The following is a 16,270-nucleotide window of genomic DNA, read 5'->3' on the forward strand; positions in this document are numbered from 1 at the left end:
GAGTCAGCTGTGAAGGTGTTCTTGTCGACTGACATGGAGGGAACCGCCGGGGTCGTCGACTGGAGTCAGGTCCGCGGTCCGAGTCAGGAGTACGAGTACTACCGAGGGCAGTTGCAGGCGGAGGTCAACGCCGCGATCGACGGCGCACTTGCCGCCGGCGCGACCGAGTTCCTCGTCAACGACTCACACTCGACGATGCAGAATCTTCGCCCGGACGAGCTCCACGGCCGGGCGAGCTACCTGTCCGGCCGGCACAAGCCGCTGTACATGATGGAGGGCCTCGATGACTCCTTCGACGCGGCCTTCTTCGTCTCGTACCACGGGTCGGCCGGTGCCACGTCGTCGGTGCTCCATCACACGTACAACCCCCGGGCCATCGCCGAGGTCCGCCTCAATGGCGCGATCGCCGGCGAGGCCGGAGTCAACGCGCTGGTGGCGCTCGCCCACGGGGTTCCGGTGGTACTCATCTCGGGCGACCGGGTGACGATCGACGAGGCGCAGCCGTTCTGCCCGGATATCGAGGCGGTCGTCGTCAAGGAGTCGGTCTCGCACAATGCCGCCCTGTCCGTGCATCCAGACAAGGCACGCGAGCTGATCCGGAAGGGTGCGCAACGCGCGCTGGCCCGGCTGACCGACTTCCAGCTGCCGAGCATCACCCAGCCCGCCGAGCTGACCGTCCGGTTCCACAACCGAGCGCTGGCAGAACTGGCCTGCGCACTTCGTGGCGTCGAGCAACAAGACGAGAAGCTCGTTGCCATGCGCAACGACGACCCACTCCAACTGTTCCGCACCTTCATCGCCGCCGTGCTACTGAGCAGAGGCGTGCCCGAGTGATCCAGATCGACGAAGCCCTCACTCGCCTGGGTGAGTGAGGCAGTCCTGACCGTGACCGGAAGGCGGGCGAGTACCGTGATGGGGCGCAGTGGGGGAGGTGTGGAGGACTGGTCGTGGAGCTGGGCGGCGCGGTGGTGTTGGTGACCGGTGGGTCGGCCGGGATCGGGCGAGCTGTTTGTCTGGAGCTCGCGACGGCGGGGGCCGAGGTCGTGGTGCATGGGCGCGACACCCTGCGTACACAGGACGTCGCGGATCAGGTGAACGGCGTTGCGGTGCAGGCCGACCTGCGTGAGTACGACGCTGTGCAGACTCTGGCCGGGCAGGCGCTGGCGGCGCACGGCCGGGTGGATGTGCTGGTCGCGAACGCCGGTCAGGGGTGGTCCGGGCCGTTCGTGGAGATGAGCGATCACCAGATCGCGGAGTTGGTTGCCGTGGATCTCGTCGAGACGATGCGGCTGTGCCGGTTGCTCCTGCCCGGCATGATCGAACGACGGACCGGATATCTGCTCCTCGTGACCTCGGTTGCGGGGCGGACCGGCGTTGCGGGGGAGGCGGTTTACGCGGCGGCGAAGGCGGGCCTGGACGCGTTCGCGGAGAGTCTGCGGCTGGAGTTGGCAGGTACGGGCGTCCACGTCGGCGTCGTCGTTCCCGCGGCGGTCGACACGGGCTTCTTCTCCGCGCGAGGTCGTGCCTACGACCGGCGCGTCCCCCGGCCGGTGGAGCCCGAGACGGTCGCGCGTGCTGTCGTCCGGGCGATCGAGCAGGATCGGGCCGAGACGTGGATCCCGCGCTGGATCCGGCTCGCCGCCGTTGTCCGGGCGGTGTTCCCGGGCGCTTACCGACGGCTCGCCACCCGGTTCGGAGAGTCGGTCCGGTCCCGGTGACCGACCGCGTGTGTTATGAAAATCCCGTGGCCCACGAAGGATCAACGCAACGGATCAGGGGCTGGCGCCGGCTGGTGCCCGGTCTGGCGCTGTTCGGCGTCTACCTGCTCGCCGACCGGCTGGCGAAGGCCTGGGAGGATCGGGCCGCTCGCCCGGGCGTGGTCGTGCCGTCGAGTGACGCCTTCTTTCTGCAGGTCGAGGCTGCCGCGGCGCCTCAGCATGTCGGTGGGCTGGTCTTGTTCGAGCCGAGTGATGGCGAGGCGCTGTCGGTCGACCGCGTCACAGACCTGGTGAAGGGCGAGCTCGACGGACTGCCCCGGTTCCGCCAGCGGCTCGCGCCGCCGTCGCGCTGGCGCCGGCAGCGGTGGATCGACGTCGCCGACATCGACTGGCCGCGACACATCAGCGAATACCGCTCGGCGGACGGCCTGGCCGGCGTACGTCGGATCGTCGGCGAGCTGGCCGCGACGCCGATGCCCCGGGATCGTCCGCTGTGGCGAATCGTGATGGTCCGCGACGTGCAGCCCGGGGTGTCCGCGATGATCCTGCTCCTGCACCACTCCGTCGCCGACGGTATCGGCACCGTGATCCAGGCGCTGAACCTGTTCCGCCCGCGAATCGAGCTGCCCGGCGTCCGCGGTCCCGCGCCAGGTCGCGCGCAGTTGCTTGGAGCAACGATCGCGGGGCTGGCCCAGCTGGCCACCGACGGCGGAGCGGGTGGACATCTGGAGAACGCGTCGGCGCGGCGGGAGTTCGCCACCGCCGAGCTCGACCTGGCGGCCGTACGGCGTGCTGCGTCCAGCCGCGGTGTCCGGGTGACCGATGTCGTCCTCGGTCTGGTCGCCGACGCGGTCGCTGTCACCCATGCCGACGTCGCCACCCGGCTTCGCGGCCGGATGCGGGTCGCGGTGCCGCTGATGGTGCGCGACTCCTCCGCGGCCGCGGAGACCAACGCGACCGCGGCCGTGATGGTCGACGTACCGCTGGACGGCCGCCCGTTCGATGAGCTGGTCACCGAGATCAGCCGGCGGACCGCGCGCATTCGGACACCGAGCCGGGCCGTGGCCTCGCGATTCGTGATGGCGACCGGCCTGCGCGCGTTGCCGGAGCCGTCGGCACGGTGGTTCGCGCGGACCGTCTACGGGCGTCGCTTCTTCCACGCCATCGCGTCGAACATGCCCGGCCCGACGCAGTCACTGTCGATGGACGGCGTCACGATCGCGTCCGTCTATCCGATCCTGCCGCTGGCGCCCGGGTCGCCGCTCGCGATGGGCGCCCTGAGCTGGGCCGGCGCGCTCGGGATCGGTCTCGCCTCCGATCCGGCGGTCTTCGACGCCGGCGTCCTCGCGGCAAGGATGGAGCAGGTCCTGAACGTCTCACCGGACCGGCCAGACGAGCGCGAGGAACAGTCGCGCGCGTGACCGCGGCGAGTCCAGCTGATCGCCGAACCGTTCGCGCAGCTGGGCGACCCGGTAGCGCACGGTCTGCGGGTGGATGTGCAGCTCCTCGGCGATCGCCGTCCGGTCGCCCATGTGCCGCAACCAGGCGGTGAGTGTCTCGATCAGCCGTGCCCGGGCTCCGGCCGGCAGGTCGTCGAGCGGCGCGAGCAACTGATCGCGCAGGAAGCCCACCAGCAGCTCGTCGCGATGGACGATGATCGTGTCGAGATGCTCATCGACGAACACCGGGTCGTCGGTGAGAATGCCCTGCTGCTTGAGCCGTACGGCGATCTGGGCGATCGCGACGCTCCGCGGCAGGTGCTCCAGCGGCACGGTGTGGCCGACCACCGCGTTGGTCCCGCGGAGTGCGCGGCGGAGTTGGTCCCGGCGACTTGACGGGCCGGGATCGGGGACGATGGCGCCGGACAGCTGTTCGTGCCGCACGGGCAGGGATCCCGCGTCTACGTGGGACAGCACCCGCCGGGCGACCTCTGTGGTCGCATCGACCAGTACGACGGCCCCGGTCGCGGGTAGCGGCCAGTTGGCCCGGGCTGCGGCCTCGCGGATCGCGTTCATGCCCGAGCGATCCGACAGCAGTAGCTCGGCCAGCTCCTCGCGGCTCCGTTCCCGGGCCGAGGCGTCCTCGCGTTGTTCCAGGACATAGCCGCGCGCGGACGCCGAGGAGAGCTGGTTGATGAAGTCGAAGACGGCCTCGGCGAGCGCGGCCAGGACGTCCGGCCGGACCTCGAGTGCCAGCGCGGTAGCCGACACGTGCCGCCAGGCGGTGCGCGCGCCGAGCTGGTAGGCGGTCAACAGGCGGGTGAGATCCTCGCCGGCCTGCCACTGGCGACGGCCGATCTGCTCGAAGACGAGCTGGATCGTCTGGGCGCCCTCGAGGTGGTCGTCGCGGGACACCGAGCGGCCGTGTTCGGCCATGTCGAGGAGCCGGTGGATGAACAGCTCGGCGGCTTCCCGCATACCGTGCGGATTGTGGTCGAGGAAGGCGGCGTACTCGGGCATCCCGTCGGCGAGCAGGTCCCGGACCTCGGCCAGCAGCTCCGGCAGTCGGCTGTCGAGGGCGACCTCGAGTCGCTCCCGGCCCTGCGCCGCCTCAGTGCCCATCGCCTGCCTCGTCGTGCTCCAGATCGCCCTGCCACGCTCTTGCCGCGCCCTGAGACGTCCTGTCGACCGTCGTGCTCCGAACGTCCGCCGCGCTCTGGATTGTACGGTCGTGACAATTTTCGGGTCCAGGAATCACCCCGGTGATGGCAGAACTGGCGGCGGGAACGGACCGAGGATTGCTGATATGGCCAGTTCGCCTCACCGGCCGCCGAGACCTACACCCTCGTCCGTCGACGAGGGCGCCTGGCGCATCCGCGAGAACGCCGAGAACTTCCCGGTCGCGCTGCGGTTCCTGCCACGTCGGCATCGCCGCCACCTGCACGCGATCTACGCCTACGCCCGGATGGTCGACGAGATCGGGGATGCGTTCACTGGAGACCGGACCGCCCGGCTGCACGAGCTGGCGACGGACCTCGGCACGATCTGGTCGGGCGACCAGCCATCCGACGCCGTACTCCAGCGGCTGGCCCGGACGATCCACGACCGGGCGATGTCGGCCGAGCCGTTCGAGCGCCTGATCGAGGCGAATCTGCAGGACCAGGTGGTGTCGCGGTACGAGACCTTCGACGATCTCCTCGCGTACTGCGCCCTGTCCGCGGAACCGGTCGGCCGGATGGTGCTGGAGATTTTCGGGCAGGCGACGCCGGAGACCATCGCGCGATCCGACCAGGTGTGCACCGCGCTGCAACTACTCGAGCACTGGCAGGACGTCGGTGAGGACAGACTGGCCGGTCGCGTGTACCTACCGCAGGAGGACCTCCGGCGGTACGGCGTCGGCGAGAACGACCTGGATCAGGAGAACGCAGGTCCGAAGCTCCGTGAGTTGATGCGGTTCGAGATCGAGCGGGCCGCCGGTCTGCTCGGTGAAGGGACGGCGATCGTGCGGAAACTGCAGGGATGGGGAAGGGTCAGCGTGGCCGGCTTCGTCGCCGGGGGAGAGGCCACCGTGTCGGCGCTGAGGCAGACCGATGGCGACGTGCTCGGCCGGTCCGCGCAGCCGTCGCGGAGCACCACAGCAATTCGGGTCCTAGGCCTGTTGGCCGGCCGGCGGTCGGTGCGATGAGCACGATCGAGCAGGCGTACGCGACTTGCGAGCTGATCACCCGGACGGAGGCCGGCAACTTCTATTACGGCATCCGCCTGCTGCCGCCACCCAAACGATCCGCCCTGTGCGCGGTCTACGCCCTCGCGCGACGGATCGACGACATCGGCGACGGCGACGACACGATCGCGAACAAGGAGACCGCGCTCGCCGAAGTGCGCAAGGACCTCGGCAGGCTGGACGAGAGCAGCGATCCGGTGCTCACCGCGGTGAACGACACCGCACGCCGGTTCCCGGTGCCGCTCACCGCGTTCGAGGAGCTCATCGACGGTGTCCAGCTGGACCTGGGCGAGGTCCGGATCGCCGACTTCGACGAGCTCGTCGTGTACTGCCGCCACGTCGCCGGATCGGTCGGCCGCCTGTGCCTGTCGATCTTCGGCAGTAGCACCACCGACCCGAGGACTTCCCTCTACGCCGACCAGCTCGGGATCGCCCTGCAGCAGACCAACATCCTGCGCGACATCCGCGAAGACCTCGGCAACGGCCGCGTCTACCTCCCGCAGGATGAGCTCGATCGGTACGGCACGGAACTGCGCGTCGACGAACTCGGCACGCTGGAGGACCCCGCCGGCCGACTCGCTGCCTACATCCGGTACGCCGCCGGTCGCGCGGGCGACTGGTATTCGCTCGGTCTGCGGCTCGTCCCACACCTCGACCGGCGCAGCGCGGCGTGCTGCCGGGCGATGGCCGGCATCTACCACCATCTGCTGGGCCGCATCGCTGCCGATCCGGTGCTCGTCTACGACCAGCGGTTGTCGCTCAGCGTCGCCCAGAAGGCGCGCGTCGCCGTGACCGCCCTGGCCGGAGGAGGACGGCGATGACCGCGCGGCGCGTCGGAGTGGTCGGAGGCGGCCTGGCGGGCCTGACCGCGGCACTGCGATGCGCCGACGAAGGCTTCGCGGTCACCTTGTTCGAAGCGCGCCCGCGGCTCGGTGGTCTCACTCACTCGTTCCAGCGCGACGGGCTGTGGATCGACAACGGCCAACACGTGTTCCTGCGGTGCTGCACGTCCTATCAGGGCTTCCTGGAGCGGCTGGGTGTCGCTGACCGGGTGATCGTGCAGGACCGGCTCGACGTACCGGTTCGCAGTGAACTAGATCGGCGGGGCGGTCGACTTCGCCGTACTGGACTGCCTGCACCACTTCATCTGGGATCGACCTTGGCGCGCTACCGGTGGTTGAGCCCGGCGGCTCGAGCGCGTGTGGTGCGCGCGGCGTTGGCGCTCGGTCGGGTGGACCGCACCGATCCGGAGGTCGACCGCCGGTCCTTCGGCGACTGGCTCACCGCGCACGGCCAGGATCAGCGGGCCATCGAGACGGTCTGGGACCTCATCGGCATCGCCACGCTGAATGCTCCGGCCGAGCGAGCGTCCTTGGCGCTGGCCGCGACGGTCTTCCAGGTGGGCCTGCTGGAGTCCGCCGCAGCAGCCGACATCGGCTGGTCGCTCGTGCCACTGCAGGAATTGCACGGCGACGCGGCGTCGCGTGCGCTCGCCGCGGCGGGGGTGACCGTGCGAACCCGGTCCAAGGTCCGTGACGTCGTACCGGCCGGTGACGGCTGGACCGTGGACGGTACCGCCTTCGACGACGTCGTACTGGCAGTTCCGCCGTCGGCCGCGGAGGCTTTCGCGCCGGCAGGAGCGGTCGAGCTGGAGTCGGGGTGGGCGGAGGAGCTGGGCAGTACGCCGATCGTCAACCTTCACGTCATCTACGACCGGGTCGTGCTCGACGAGCCGTTCTTCGCGGCTGTCGACAGCCCGCTGCAGTGGGTGTTCGACCGCACCCAGCAGGCGGGACTCAGCCGGGGGCAGTACATCGCGGTGTCGCTGTCGGCGGCGGACGATCTGATCGACACACCGGTGCCGGAGTTACGTGACCGCTTGCTGCCGCACTTGGAGCGGTTGCTGCGGATCACCGGCGAGGCGCGGTTGGTGGAGTTCTTCGTCACCCGGGAGCGGCAGGCCACGTTCCGGCAGCGGCCGGGCACGGCAGACCTGCGTGCATCAGCGCGTACGGCGCTGCCCGGTCTTTACTTGGCCGGTGCGTGGACCGACACCGGCTGGCCCGCAACCATGGAGGGCGCCGTCCGCAGCGGAGAGGCCGCGGTGGCCGCGCTGCTCCAACGACGCCCCGCTCAACGTCGGGAGGCAGTGGTATGACGATCACCGCGGAAACCCTCGACCGCAGTCGCGGCCTGGTCGCACCGGCCCTGCGCCTGGCTGTCGAGCGCCTCGATCCGTTCACCCGGTTGGTCGTCTCGTACCACCTCGGCTGGTCCGACGAGCACGGTACGCCGACCGTGGCGAACCCGGGCAAGACCTTGCGGCCCGCGCTCGCCCTGCTCGCCGCCGAAGCCGTGACCGGCAGACCCGAACCGGGGTTGCCGGGCGCGGTCGCGGTCGAGCTCGTCCACAACTTCTCCTTGCTGCACGACGATCTGATGGATCGCGACACCGAACGGCGCCATCGCCGGACCGTGTGGGCAGTCTGGGGCGACGCGACGGCCGTACTGGCCGGGGATGCGCTCCTTTCCCTTGCCCACGAAGTGTTGACCGAGGGTGAGTCGCCGGACGGGCAAGCGGCCGGCCGGGCGTTGGCAGTCGCAACTCGGGAGCTGATTCGTGGGCAGGTGCTCGATCTCGCCTTCGAACAACGCAACGACGTGGGGCTGGACGAGTGCCTCGACATGGCGGCCGGCAAGACCGGAGCTCTCCTCGGGGTCAGCGCAGCGATCGGCGCGATCCTGGTCGGTGCCTCGCAGCCGGTCGTGTCGTGCCTTTCCAGGTTCGGTGCCGAGCTGGGGATGGCCTTCCAACTCGTCGACGACCTGCTCGGGATCTGGGGATCGCCCGAAGTCACGGGCAAGCCGGTGTTCTCCGATCTGGTCGCGCGCAAGAAGACCTTGCCGGTCACCTGGTCGCTCGATCACGGCGGCGAGGCCGGGCGGGAGCTGGCCGCCTGGCTGCGCCGCGACGACGCTCCGACGGACGACGACCTCCGGTACGCCGCTCAGCTGATCGAGCGTTCCGGTGGTCGCGACTGGGCCGTCCAGGAAGCGCGGAACCGTATCGGTCTGGCCGAGCAGGCTCTCGACCAGGCAGGGCTCGACGGCGGCGCCCGCAGCCGTCTCGGTGAGATCGCCCGGTTCGTGATCGAGAGGCAGTCGTGACGGCCGGCGAGCGCATCGATCGCGTGGTCGGTACGACGGACGGCGTACGGGCAGCCCTTGATGCGGCCGTGGAACATCTTCGTGGGCGGCAGCACGCGGACGGGTGGTGGAAGGGCCAGCTCGCCACCAACGTGACGATGGATGCCGAGGACCTGATGCTCCGGACGTTCCTCGGTATCGCGACGCCGGGCACGAACGAGGAGACGGCCCGCTGGATCCGTTCCCAGCAACGGGTCGACGGTTCGTGGGCGACCTTCTACGGCGGGCCGGGCGACCTGTCGACCACTGTCGAGGCGTGGGTCGCCCTGCGCTTTGCCGGCGATCAACCCGATGCACCACACCTGCGGAGGGCTGCCGAGTTCGTGCGTTCCGAGGGCGGGGTCGAGCGCGCTCGCGTGTTCACCCACATCTGGCTGGCGTTGTTCGGATTGTGGAGTTGGGACGACTGTCCCGCGCTGCCGCCGGAGCTCATCTACCTGCCGGCATGGGCGCCGCTCAACATCTACAACTGGGGTTGCTGGGCTCGGCAGACAATCGTGCCGCTCACCATCGTCAGCGCCCTCGAGCCCGTGCATCCGGTGGATTTCGGCATCGCCGAGCTGAAGACCGGGGCACCGCCGGCGCCACGACAACCGGCGTACAGCATCCCTGGGATCTTCCAGCGCCTCGACACCGTGCTGCACAGCTACAGGCGCCGGCCGCTCAAACGGCTGCGGCAGAAGGCGATGCGCCGCGCCGGCGAGTGGATCCTGGCGCGTCAGGAAGCCGATGGCGGCTGGGGCGGCATCCAGCCGCCGTGGGTGTACTCGCTCATCGCGCTGCACCAGCTGGGGTATCCGCTCGATCATCCTGCGATGCGCGCCGGAATCGATGGGCTCGACGGTTTCACGGTCCAAGCCTCTTCGCCCGACGGACCCATGCGGTGGCTGGAGGCGTGCCAGTCGCCCGTGTGGGACACCGGGCTCGCTCTCGCTGCGTTGCTGGATGCGGGTGTTCCGGCGGACGATCCGGCCGTCGTCAAGGCGACCGACTGGTTGCTGGCTGAACAGATCCTGGCCGGTGGTGATTGGCAGGTACGCCGGCCTGAGCTGCCGGCGGGCGGGTGGGCCTTCGAGTTTGCCAACGACAACTATCCCGACACCGACGACACGGCCGAGATAGTGCTCGCCCTGCGTCGGGTGGATCATCCGGATCCCGCCCGAGTCCGGGCAGTGATCGATCGCGCGGTGCTGTGGACGACCGGGATGCAGTCGCGCGACGGAGGGTGGGGTGCGTTCGACGCCGACAACACCCATACGCTGGCGAACGCGTTGCCCTTCTGCGACTTCGGTGCCGTCATCGATCCGCCGTCGGCCGACGTCACCGCTCATGTGGTCGAGATGCTCGCTGCCGAGGGGCGTACGGACGAGGAGCCGTGCCGCCGCGGCGTACGGTGGCTGCTCGAGGCGCAAGAGGCTGACGGGTCGTGGTTCGGTCGCTGGGGCGCCAATCACGTCTACGGCACCGGCGCTGTCGTCCCGGCCCTGGTTGCCGCGGGGATACCCGCTGACGCGCCCGCGGTACAGGCGGCCTTGCGCTGGCTGGAGGCGCACCAGAACGATGATGGTGGCTGGGGTGAGGACCTGCGCTCGTACGACGACCCGGCGTGGATCGGCCGGGGTGACTCGACCGCTTCGCAGACCGCCTGGGCACTACTCGCTCTGCTCGCCGCCGGGGAGGATTCTGCCGCGGTCGACCGAGGCGTCGAGTATCTCGTCCGCACCCAGCGCGCGGATGGCGGCTGGGACGAGGAGCTGTACACCGGCACGGGCTTTCCGGGCGACTTCTACATCAACTACGAGGTCTACCGGCTGGTCTTCCCGCTGTGGGCGCTCGGCCGCTACGTGGCGCGGAGTACCCGATGACCGGAATCGTCAGTACGCCGCTGTGGTCCGAGTGGCTCGCCCTGCGCGACCGGCTCGCGGCCGACGTCGTACGCACCGGACGCTCGTCGGGCGGCAGCCTGGAGCAGACCGGTGAGCAGCCGGTACTGATCGCTGGCGTGGCCGGCGCCCTCGGCAACGAACTCCGGCCCGGCGACCTGGTCGTCGCGGACGAGATCCGGGGCGAGGCCGAGCCGATCCCCAGTCATGCGTCCCCCTTCCTCGTGGGTGCGTTGCGGCGGGCCGGCCTGCGGGTGCACCACGGGCCGATCGTGACGACCAGGCGGATCGTCGATGCGCAGGACGCCCGCCGTACGCTCGGAGCGACCGGCGCTCTCGTGGCCGACACCGAGTCAGCCCTGGTGGCCGCGGCCGCACCTCTGGGCCAGGCGGCCGCGATCCGTGCCGTCGTCGACACGCCGGACCATCGGCTGCTTCGTCCGGGGACGCTGGTTCGCGGCCCGAAAGCCTTGTGGGCCTTACGTCGGGCCGCGCCGGTCATCGACGCCTGGGCCGCCGCGACCGGCGATCGCGAGATCGTCCTGGCAGGTCCGAGGTCGTTCTGTTCGGGCGTCGAACGCGCGATCGAGATCGTGGAACGCGCGCTGGCCAGGCACGGACCGCCGGTCTACGTACGCCGGCAGATCGTCCACAACAGCCACGTCGTTCGTGAGCTGGAGCGACGCGGCGCGGTGTTCGTCGAAGAGGTCTCGGAGATCCCCGAGGGCAGCGTCACCGTGCTCGCGGCCCATGGCGTCGCGCCGCAGGTCCGGACCGACGCGGCCATCCGCAACCTCCGGGTCATCGACGCCACTTGCCCCCTGGTCGCCAAGGTGCACAGCGAGGTACGGCGCTTTGTTGCTCGCGGCAACACCGTGTTCCTGATCGGCCATCGCGACCATGAGGAGGTCGTCGGCACTCGCGGTGAGGCACCCGACCAGGTGGTCGTGGTGGCCGATCCGGACGAGGCCGGGCGGGTGAGCGCCGCCGATCCGCGGCGGGTCTCTTACGTCATGCAGACCACCCTCGCCGTCGACGAGGCCGAGGAGACAGCCGCCGTACTCCGCGAGCGGTTCCCCGCGCTGACTGGTCCTCGCAGTGACGACATCTGCTACGCCACCACGAACCGGCAACAGGCGGTTCGTGCCGTCGCCCGGAACGCCGAACTCGTGCTCGTGCTGGGATCGGCGAACTCTTCCAACTCCCATCGGCTGGCGGAGGTTGCCGCGGCCGAGGGAGTCCAGGCGTACCTCGTCGACGACGCGAGTGCCGTCGACCTGCGCCGGCTGCACGGCGTACGCCGTATCGGCGTCACCGCCGGAGCATCGGCACCACCCCAGCTCGTCGACGATCTGGTCCGCTGCCTGTCCGGCCTCGGCCGGGTCGCGGTCACCGAGACCAGCGTCGCCGACGAGGACATCCGATTCACCCTGCCCAGGGAGGTGAGCTGACCGTGGCCATGCCACTGCGTCAGTCGATCCGCCTCGGCGGTTATCTGCTCAAGCAGAAGCTGCTGCGACGGGAGAAGTTCGCACTGCTGGTCGAGCTCGAGCCGTTGTTCGCGTGCAATCTCGCCTGTGCCGGCTGCGGCAAGATCCAGCATCCCGCCTCGGTGCTCAAGCAGCGGATGCCGGTCGAGCAGGCGGTGGCCGCGATCGAGGAGAGCGGCGCCCCGATGGTGTCGATCGCCGGCGGCGAGCCCTTGATGCACAAGCAGATCGACGAGATCGTCCGGCAACTGCTGGCTCGCGGGAAGATCGTCTTCCTGTGTACCAACGCGTTGCTGCTGCCCAAGCACCTGCACAAGTTCACGCCGCACCGCAATTTCGCCTGGATGGTCCACATCGACGGACTGCGCGAACGCCACGACGCATCGGTCTGCAAGGACGGCGTGTTCGACGAGGCGGTCGCCGCGATCAAGCAGGCCCAGGCGGCCGGGTTCCGGGTGATGACCAACACCACCTTCTTCGACACGGACACGCCGCAGGACGTCATCGACGTACTGGACTATCTCAACGACGAGCTCGGCGTCGACAACATGCAGATCTCTCCCGGCTTCGCGTACGAGAAGGCGCCGGACCAGGAGCACTGGCTCGGTCCCGAGGAGACCCGGCAGCTGTTCGCGAAGGCGTTCGCCGGTGGCCGCCGGAAGAAGTGGCGGTTGAACCACTCGCCGCTGTTCCTGGACTTCCTCGAGGGCAAGGTCGACTTCTCCTGCACGGCGTGGGCGATCCCGTCGTACTCGCTCAAGGGCTGGCAACGGCCGTGCTACCTGATGGAGGACGGGTACGTCGCGACGTACAAGGAACTGCTGGAGGAAACGGACTGGAACTCGTACGGCCGGGGCAAGGATCCGCGGTGTGCGAACTGCATGGCGCACTGCGGCTACGAGCCGACGGCCGTGGTGGCGACGATGGGGTCGCTGCGGGAGACGATCCGCGCCGCGGTCGGATCATGAGCACGTCGGACGTCGACGAGCGCCCCGCCGTGAACACCAGGCTGCTGGAGACGCTGACCTCACCGGCCGATCTCCGGCGGTTGCCGGCGGTTGAGCTGCGTGGACTTGCCGACGAGATCCGGGAACAGCTCGTGCGTCAGGTCACGCGGACGGGCGGCCACCTCGGGCCGAACCTCGGCGTCGTCGAGCTGACGATCGCGCTCCACCGGGTCTTCACGTCGCCGCAGGATGTCATCGTCTGGGACACCGGGCACCAGACGTACGTGCACAAGATGCTGACCGGTCGGCTCGGTCGCTTCGACACCCTGCGGCAGGCGGGCGGACTGTCGGGATACCCGAGCCGGTCCGAGAGCGAGCACGACGTCATCGAGAACTCGCACGCATCGACGGCGCTCTCGTACGCCGACGGCCTGGCGAAGGGTTTTCAGCTGACCGGCTCTCTCGAGCGACGGGTCGTCGCGATCGTGGGGGATGGTGCGATGACCGGTGGGATGTGCTGGGAGGCGCTCAACAACATCGCGGCCGCGCCGGACCGGCCGGTCGTCATCGTGCTCAACGACAACGGGCGATCGTACGAATCGACCGTCGGATCTCTGGCCGTGCAGTTGCGGCAGTTGCGGACAGGGACGGCGCGGGGCAACGTCTTCGAGCAGCTCGGGCTCGCGTACCTCGGCCCAGTCGACGGTCACGACACCTTGGCTCTGGAGGCGGCGTTGCGGACTGCCGCCCTGCTCCAGCACCCGGTAGTGGTGCACTGCCTCACCCGCAAAGGCGCCGGCCACGCTCCCGCCGAGCTCGACGAAGCCGACCACCACCACACCGTCAACCCGGGCCGCCCCGACGTCGCCACGAGCCAGGATCGCGGACCCGCCTGGACGGATGTGTTCGGGCAGGAACTGGTGGCGATCGCGGACGAGCGGTCGGATGTGGTCGCCGTGACAGCGGCGATGGTACGGCCGACCGGACTGTTTCCCTTGGCCTGCCGGTATCCCGAGCGCGTGTTCGATGTCGGGATCGCCGAGCAGCATGCGGTGACTTCGGCTGTCGGGCTGGCGACGGCGGGACTCCATCCCGTGGTCGCGATCTACTCGACCTTCCTCAACCGCGCCTTCGACCAGGTATTGATGGATGCGGCGCTGCACCGCGCGCCGATCACCTTCGTCCTCGACCGCGCCGGCATCACCGGTCCGGACGGTCCGTCCCACCACGGAATGTGGGATCTGGCACTGTGCGGACTGGTGCCCGGCATGCGGGTCGCGGCGCCGAGGGACGCTCAGCAGCTGCGGCTCCTACTGCGCACCTGCGTCGATCACCAGGCTGGACCCACCATGCTTCGGTTCCCGCGCGGACGTAGCGGAGCTGCGCTGCGTGCCACCGGCAACATCGGTGCGGCCGAGCTGCTGACCGACAGCCGACCGGAGGTGCTTGCCGCTGAGCGCGCCGAGGTGCTGCTGGTGCCTGTCGGTCCACTGGCGGCGGCATCGGTGGACGCGGCGCATCGGCTTCGGGAGCTGGGAATCCGCACGACCGTCGTCGATCCCCGGTGGATCATCCCAGTCGATCCCGAGCTCATCCGGTTCGCCGGCGAACACCGACTGGTGGTGACGATCGAGGACAACACACTGCCCGGTGGTTTCGGAGACACGCTCGCCCGCGCACTCCGGCGTACGGCCTCACGCCCTGAGCTCATCACCCTCGGCTTGCCCGCTGAGTTCATCACAGCGGGAGAGCGCGCAGACCTCCTCCACACCCACGGCCTTGACGCCGAAGGCATCACCCACACCGTCGCAAACGCCGTCTGAGGCCCGCCCCGCGAACTCCAGGAGTCGTAACCACGCGTTCGAGGCGTTCTTCCCGGAGCCATTCAACGCGTTGCCCAAGCTGGTCAGTCTGCCCAAGGCGATCTGGTTCGGCAGCCGACTTCTCCGGCTGCCGATCGTGCAGCGTCAGCCGAACACATTCGGCTGGCTGGCCAAGCGTGGAATCCCTGCCGAGATCATGGACTCCTACCTGCGGCCGATCTATCACAGCCGGGCCATCCGGCGGGACGCGAAGCGGTTCATCGCGGGTGTGCACAACAGATACACCCTGGCCGCGGCGAAGGAGCTGACCGAATTCTGCAAGCCGGTGCTCCTGGTACGCGCGGCGGACGATCGCATCTTCCCAGCCGGACTCTTCGAACGACTCTCGGCAACACTGCTCGACGCCCGACTGGTCACTGTTACCGACTCGTACTCCTTCGTGCCGGAGGATCAGCCCGCCGAACTGGCACAGCTGATCGTGGACTTCGCCGGATGAAGTGACAGGCGCGCCTTAGCGGATCCAGCGATGGAAATCCGTGAGTGTCACGTTGCTCCCGCACAGGATGGTCGCGACGGTTCTGCCGTCGAACCGGCCGCGACCCTCGAGGATCGAAGCGACTCCCAGCGCCGCGGCTGGTTCGACCACCAGGCCTGCGTGCACGTAGATGAGGCGCATTGCTTCGACGATGCTTGCTTCGGTCACCAGGAGCGCGTCGTCCGCGACCGAGGCTAGGTCGTCTAGGACTTCCGGGATCACATACCGACCCGCGACGCCGTCGGCGATGGTAGTGGGAGCGCCGACCTCGATCGGCCGGCCGGCGCGCAATGCCAGCGTCATCGCCGGCGCGTTCTCGGGTTGGACACAGATGATCTCGGTTGTCTTCCGCAGACTCTTCAGGGCAAAACCCACACCGGACGCCATCGCGCCGGCACCTACCGAGATCACTACCGAATCGAGGTCAACGGGCAAGTCCGAGAGCTCAACTCCGATCGTCGCCGCTCCCTCACAAGTACCGACGTCTTTGCTGTCCTCGACCAGATACGCGCCAGTCTCGGTCGCGTACTGCGTGGCCGTTTCGAGGGCCTCCTCGATTTCCCCGTCCACCAGGATCACGTCAGCGCCGAGCGCCTTCATCCGCTCGACCTTCAGCGGGTTGGCTGCTGACGATGCGACGACCGTGACTCCGATCCCACGCCACCGGCCGCCGAGAGCGAGCGCCTGACCAAGGTTCCCCGCGCTCGCGCAGACGACGGCATCCGCAGAGCCCAGTTCTTGCAGCCGGGTGAGAACGGTCTCGGTTCCGCGGCCCTTGAAGGAGCGGACGGGGTTCAGGGTCTCCACCTTCAGGAACAGGCGGCAACCGAGCGCGTCGCCCAAGGGCTCGCATTCGTACTGCGGCGTGTCCAGGAACACCGGATTGATCTGGGTACGGGCCAGGAGAATTCTCGCGAGATCCAACCGCACCGCAACCTCCAGCGTCGTCCGGCCAGTCCATTCGAGGGGGCACACGCACCTTAACCGGCTCTTCTGTCGCATCC

14 protein-coding genes are annotated in these 16,270 nt (G+C 69.1%); 12 read left to right on the top strand and 2 right to left on the bottom strand.

The genetic code is table 11. The features are described 5' to 3' along the window. Positions 1-9 precede the first annotated feature (9 nt). The 3 genes from ACFPJ1_RS42795 to ACFPJ1_RS42805 all read left to right on the top strand — a co-directional run bounded on the left by ACFPJ1_RS42795 (position 10) and on the right by ACFPJ1_RS42805 (position 3,139). Positions 10-834 carry a M55 family metallopeptidase gene (locus tag ACFPJ1_RS42795; protein WP_380112182.1) on the top strand — a complete coding sequence of 275 codons (825 nt, stop codon included), beginning with the start codon at positions 10-12 and terminating at the stop codon, positions 832-834. 113 nt (positions 835-947) lie between these two features. Beyond that, positions 948-1,718 (top strand): SDR family NAD(P)-dependent oxidoreductase, encoded by a 771-nt coding sequence (locus tag ACFPJ1_RS42800; RefSeq protein WP_380112183.1) that lies wholly within the window; start codon positions 948-950, stop codon positions 1,716-1,718. A 26-nt stretch (positions 1,719-1,744) separates the two neighbouring features. Further along, on the top strand, positions 1,745-3,139 hold the full coding sequence (locus ACFPJ1_RS42805; protein WP_380112184.1) for a wax ester/triacylglycerol synthase domain-containing protein: 1,395 nt from the start codon (positions 1,745-1,747) through the stop codon (positions 3,137-3,139). Here the strand turns inward: ACFPJ1_RS42805 and ACFPJ1_RS42810 are convergent. Further along, positions 3,095-4,279 (bottom strand): PucR family transcriptional regulator, encoded by a 1,185-nt coding sequence (locus tag ACFPJ1_RS42810; RefSeq protein WP_380112185.1) that lies wholly within the window; start codon positions 4,277-4,279, stop codon positions 3,095-3,097. The genes ACFPJ1_RS42805 and ACFPJ1_RS42810 overlap by 45 nt on opposite strands. Positions 4,280-4,463: 184 nt before the next feature. Between ACFPJ1_RS42810 and hpnC the strand changes: the two genes are divergently transcribed. From hpnC to ACFPJ1_RS42855, 9 genes are all read left to right on the top strand, one after another. Next, the gene (hpnC, locus tag ACFPJ1_RS42815) at positions 4,464-5,342 is read left to right on the top strand and encodes a squalene synthase HpnC (RefSeq protein ID WP_380112186.1); all 879 of its coding nucleotides are present in this window, start codon (positions 4,464-4,466) and stop codon (positions 5,340-5,342) included. Beyond that, a complete protein-coding gene (gene hpnD, locus ACFPJ1_RS42820; protein ID WP_380112187.1) occupies positions 5,339-6,202 on the top strand; it encodes a presqualene diphosphate synthase HpnD in 864 nt (287 codons plus the stop codon). The genes hpnC and hpnD overlap by 4 nt, the downstream gene beginning before the upstream one ends. Continuing rightward, a complete protein-coding gene (gene hpnE / locus ACFPJ1_RS42825; RefSeq protein ID WP_380112188.1) occupies positions 6,199-7,539 on the top strand; it encodes a hydroxysqualene dehydroxylase HpnE in 1,341 nt (446 codons plus the stop codon). The genes hpnD and hpnE overlap by 4 nt, the downstream gene beginning before the upstream one ends. Next, the gene (locus ACFPJ1_RS42830) at positions 7,536-8,549 is read left to right on the top strand and encodes a polyprenyl synthetase family protein (protein WP_380112189.1); all 1,014 of its coding nucleotides are present in this window, start codon (positions 7,536-7,538) and stop codon (positions 8,547-8,549) included. Before hpnE ends, ACFPJ1_RS42830 begins: the two co-directional genes overlap by 4 nt. After that, positions 8,546-10,453 (top strand): squalene--hopene cyclase, encoded by a 1,908-nt coding sequence (gene shc / locus ACFPJ1_RS42835; protein WP_380112190.1) that lies wholly within the window; start codon positions 8,546-8,548, stop codon positions 10,451-10,453. Before ACFPJ1_RS42830 ends, shc begins: the two co-directional genes overlap by 4 nt. After that, complete coding sequence (gene ispH / locus ACFPJ1_RS42840; protein WP_380112191.1) at positions 10,450-11,922, top strand: 4-hydroxy-3-methylbut-2-enyl diphosphate reductase; 1,473 nt, start codon at positions 10,450-10,452, stop codon at positions 11,920-11,922. Before shc ends, ispH begins: the two co-directional genes overlap by 4 nt. An 8-nt stretch (positions 11,923-11,930) precedes the next feature. Further along, complete coding sequence (hpnH, locus tag ACFPJ1_RS42845) at positions 11,931-12,929, top strand: adenosyl-hopene transferase HpnH (RefSeq protein WP_380112236.1); 999 nt, start codon at positions 11,931-11,933, stop codon at positions 12,927-12,929. Then, the gene (locus ACFPJ1_RS42850) at positions 12,926-14,731 is read left to right on the top strand and encodes a 1-deoxy-D-xylulose-5-phosphate synthase (protein WP_380112192.1); all 1,806 of its coding nucleotides are present in this window, start codon (positions 12,926-12,928) and stop codon (positions 14,729-14,731) included. The genes hpnH and ACFPJ1_RS42850 overlap by 4 nt, the downstream gene beginning before the upstream one ends. Positions 14,732-14,801: 70 nt before the next feature. Next, positions 14,802-15,227 (top strand): alpha/beta fold hydrolase, encoded by a 426-nt coding sequence (locus ACFPJ1_RS42855; RefSeq protein WP_380112193.1) that lies wholly within the window; start codon positions 14,802-14,804, stop codon positions 15,225-15,227. Between the two features lie 15 nt (positions 15,228-15,242). Here ACFPJ1_RS42855 and ACFPJ1_RS42860 read toward each other — a convergent pair whose 3' ends face one another. Beyond that, positions 15,243-16,268, bottom strand: a complete 1,026-nt coding sequence (locus tag ACFPJ1_RS42860) for a threonine ammonia-lyase (RefSeq protein ID WP_380112194.1) — start codon at positions 16,266-16,268, stop codon at positions 15,243-15,245. Positions 16,269-16,270 lie beyond the last annotated feature (2 nt).

The sequence above is a fragment of the Kribbella qitaiheensis genome, from assembly GCF_042657745.1.
Taxonomy (GTDB): Bacteria; Actinomycetota; Actinomycetes; order Propionibacteriales; family Kribbellaceae; genus Kribbella; species Kribbella qitaiheensis.

Bases quoted from the DNA above. Each gene is read 5' to 3' on its own strand.
- ACFPJ1_RS42810 (WP_380112185.1), bottom strand. From the start codon at position 4,279: ATGGGCACTGAGGCGGCGCAGGGCCGGGAGCGACTCGAGGTCGCCCTC.
- hpnC (WP_380112186.1), top strand. From the start codon at position 4,464: ATGGCCAGTTCGCCTCACCGGCCGCCGAGACCTACACCCTCGTCCGTC.
- hpnD (WP_380112187.1), top strand. From the start codon at position 5,339: ATGAGCACGATCGAGCAGGCGTACGCGACTTGCGAGCTGATCACCCGG.
- hpnE (WP_380112188.1), top strand. From the start codon at position 6,199: ATGACCGCGCGGCGCGTCGGAGTGGTCGGAGGCGGCCTGGCGGGCCTG.
- ACFPJ1_RS42830 (WP_380112189.1), top strand. From the start codon at position 7,536: ATGACGATCACCGCGGAAACCCTCGACCGCAGTCGCGGCCTGGTCGCA.
- ispH (WP_380112191.1), top strand. From the start codon at position 10,450: ATGACCGGAATCGTCAGTACGCCGCTGTGGTCCGAGTGGCTCGCCCTG.
- hpnH (WP_380112236.1), top strand. From the start codon at position 11,931: ATGCCACTGCGTCAGTCGATCCGCCTCGGCGGTTATCTGCTCAAGCAG.
- ACFPJ1_RS42850 (WP_380112192.1), top strand. From the start codon at position 12,926: ATGAGCACGTCGGACGTCGACGAGCGCCCCGCCGTGAACACCAGGCTG.
- ACFPJ1_RS42860 (WP_380112194.1), bottom strand. From the start codon at position 16,268: ATGCGACAGAAGAGCCGGTTAAGGTGCGTGTGCCCCCTCGAATGGACT.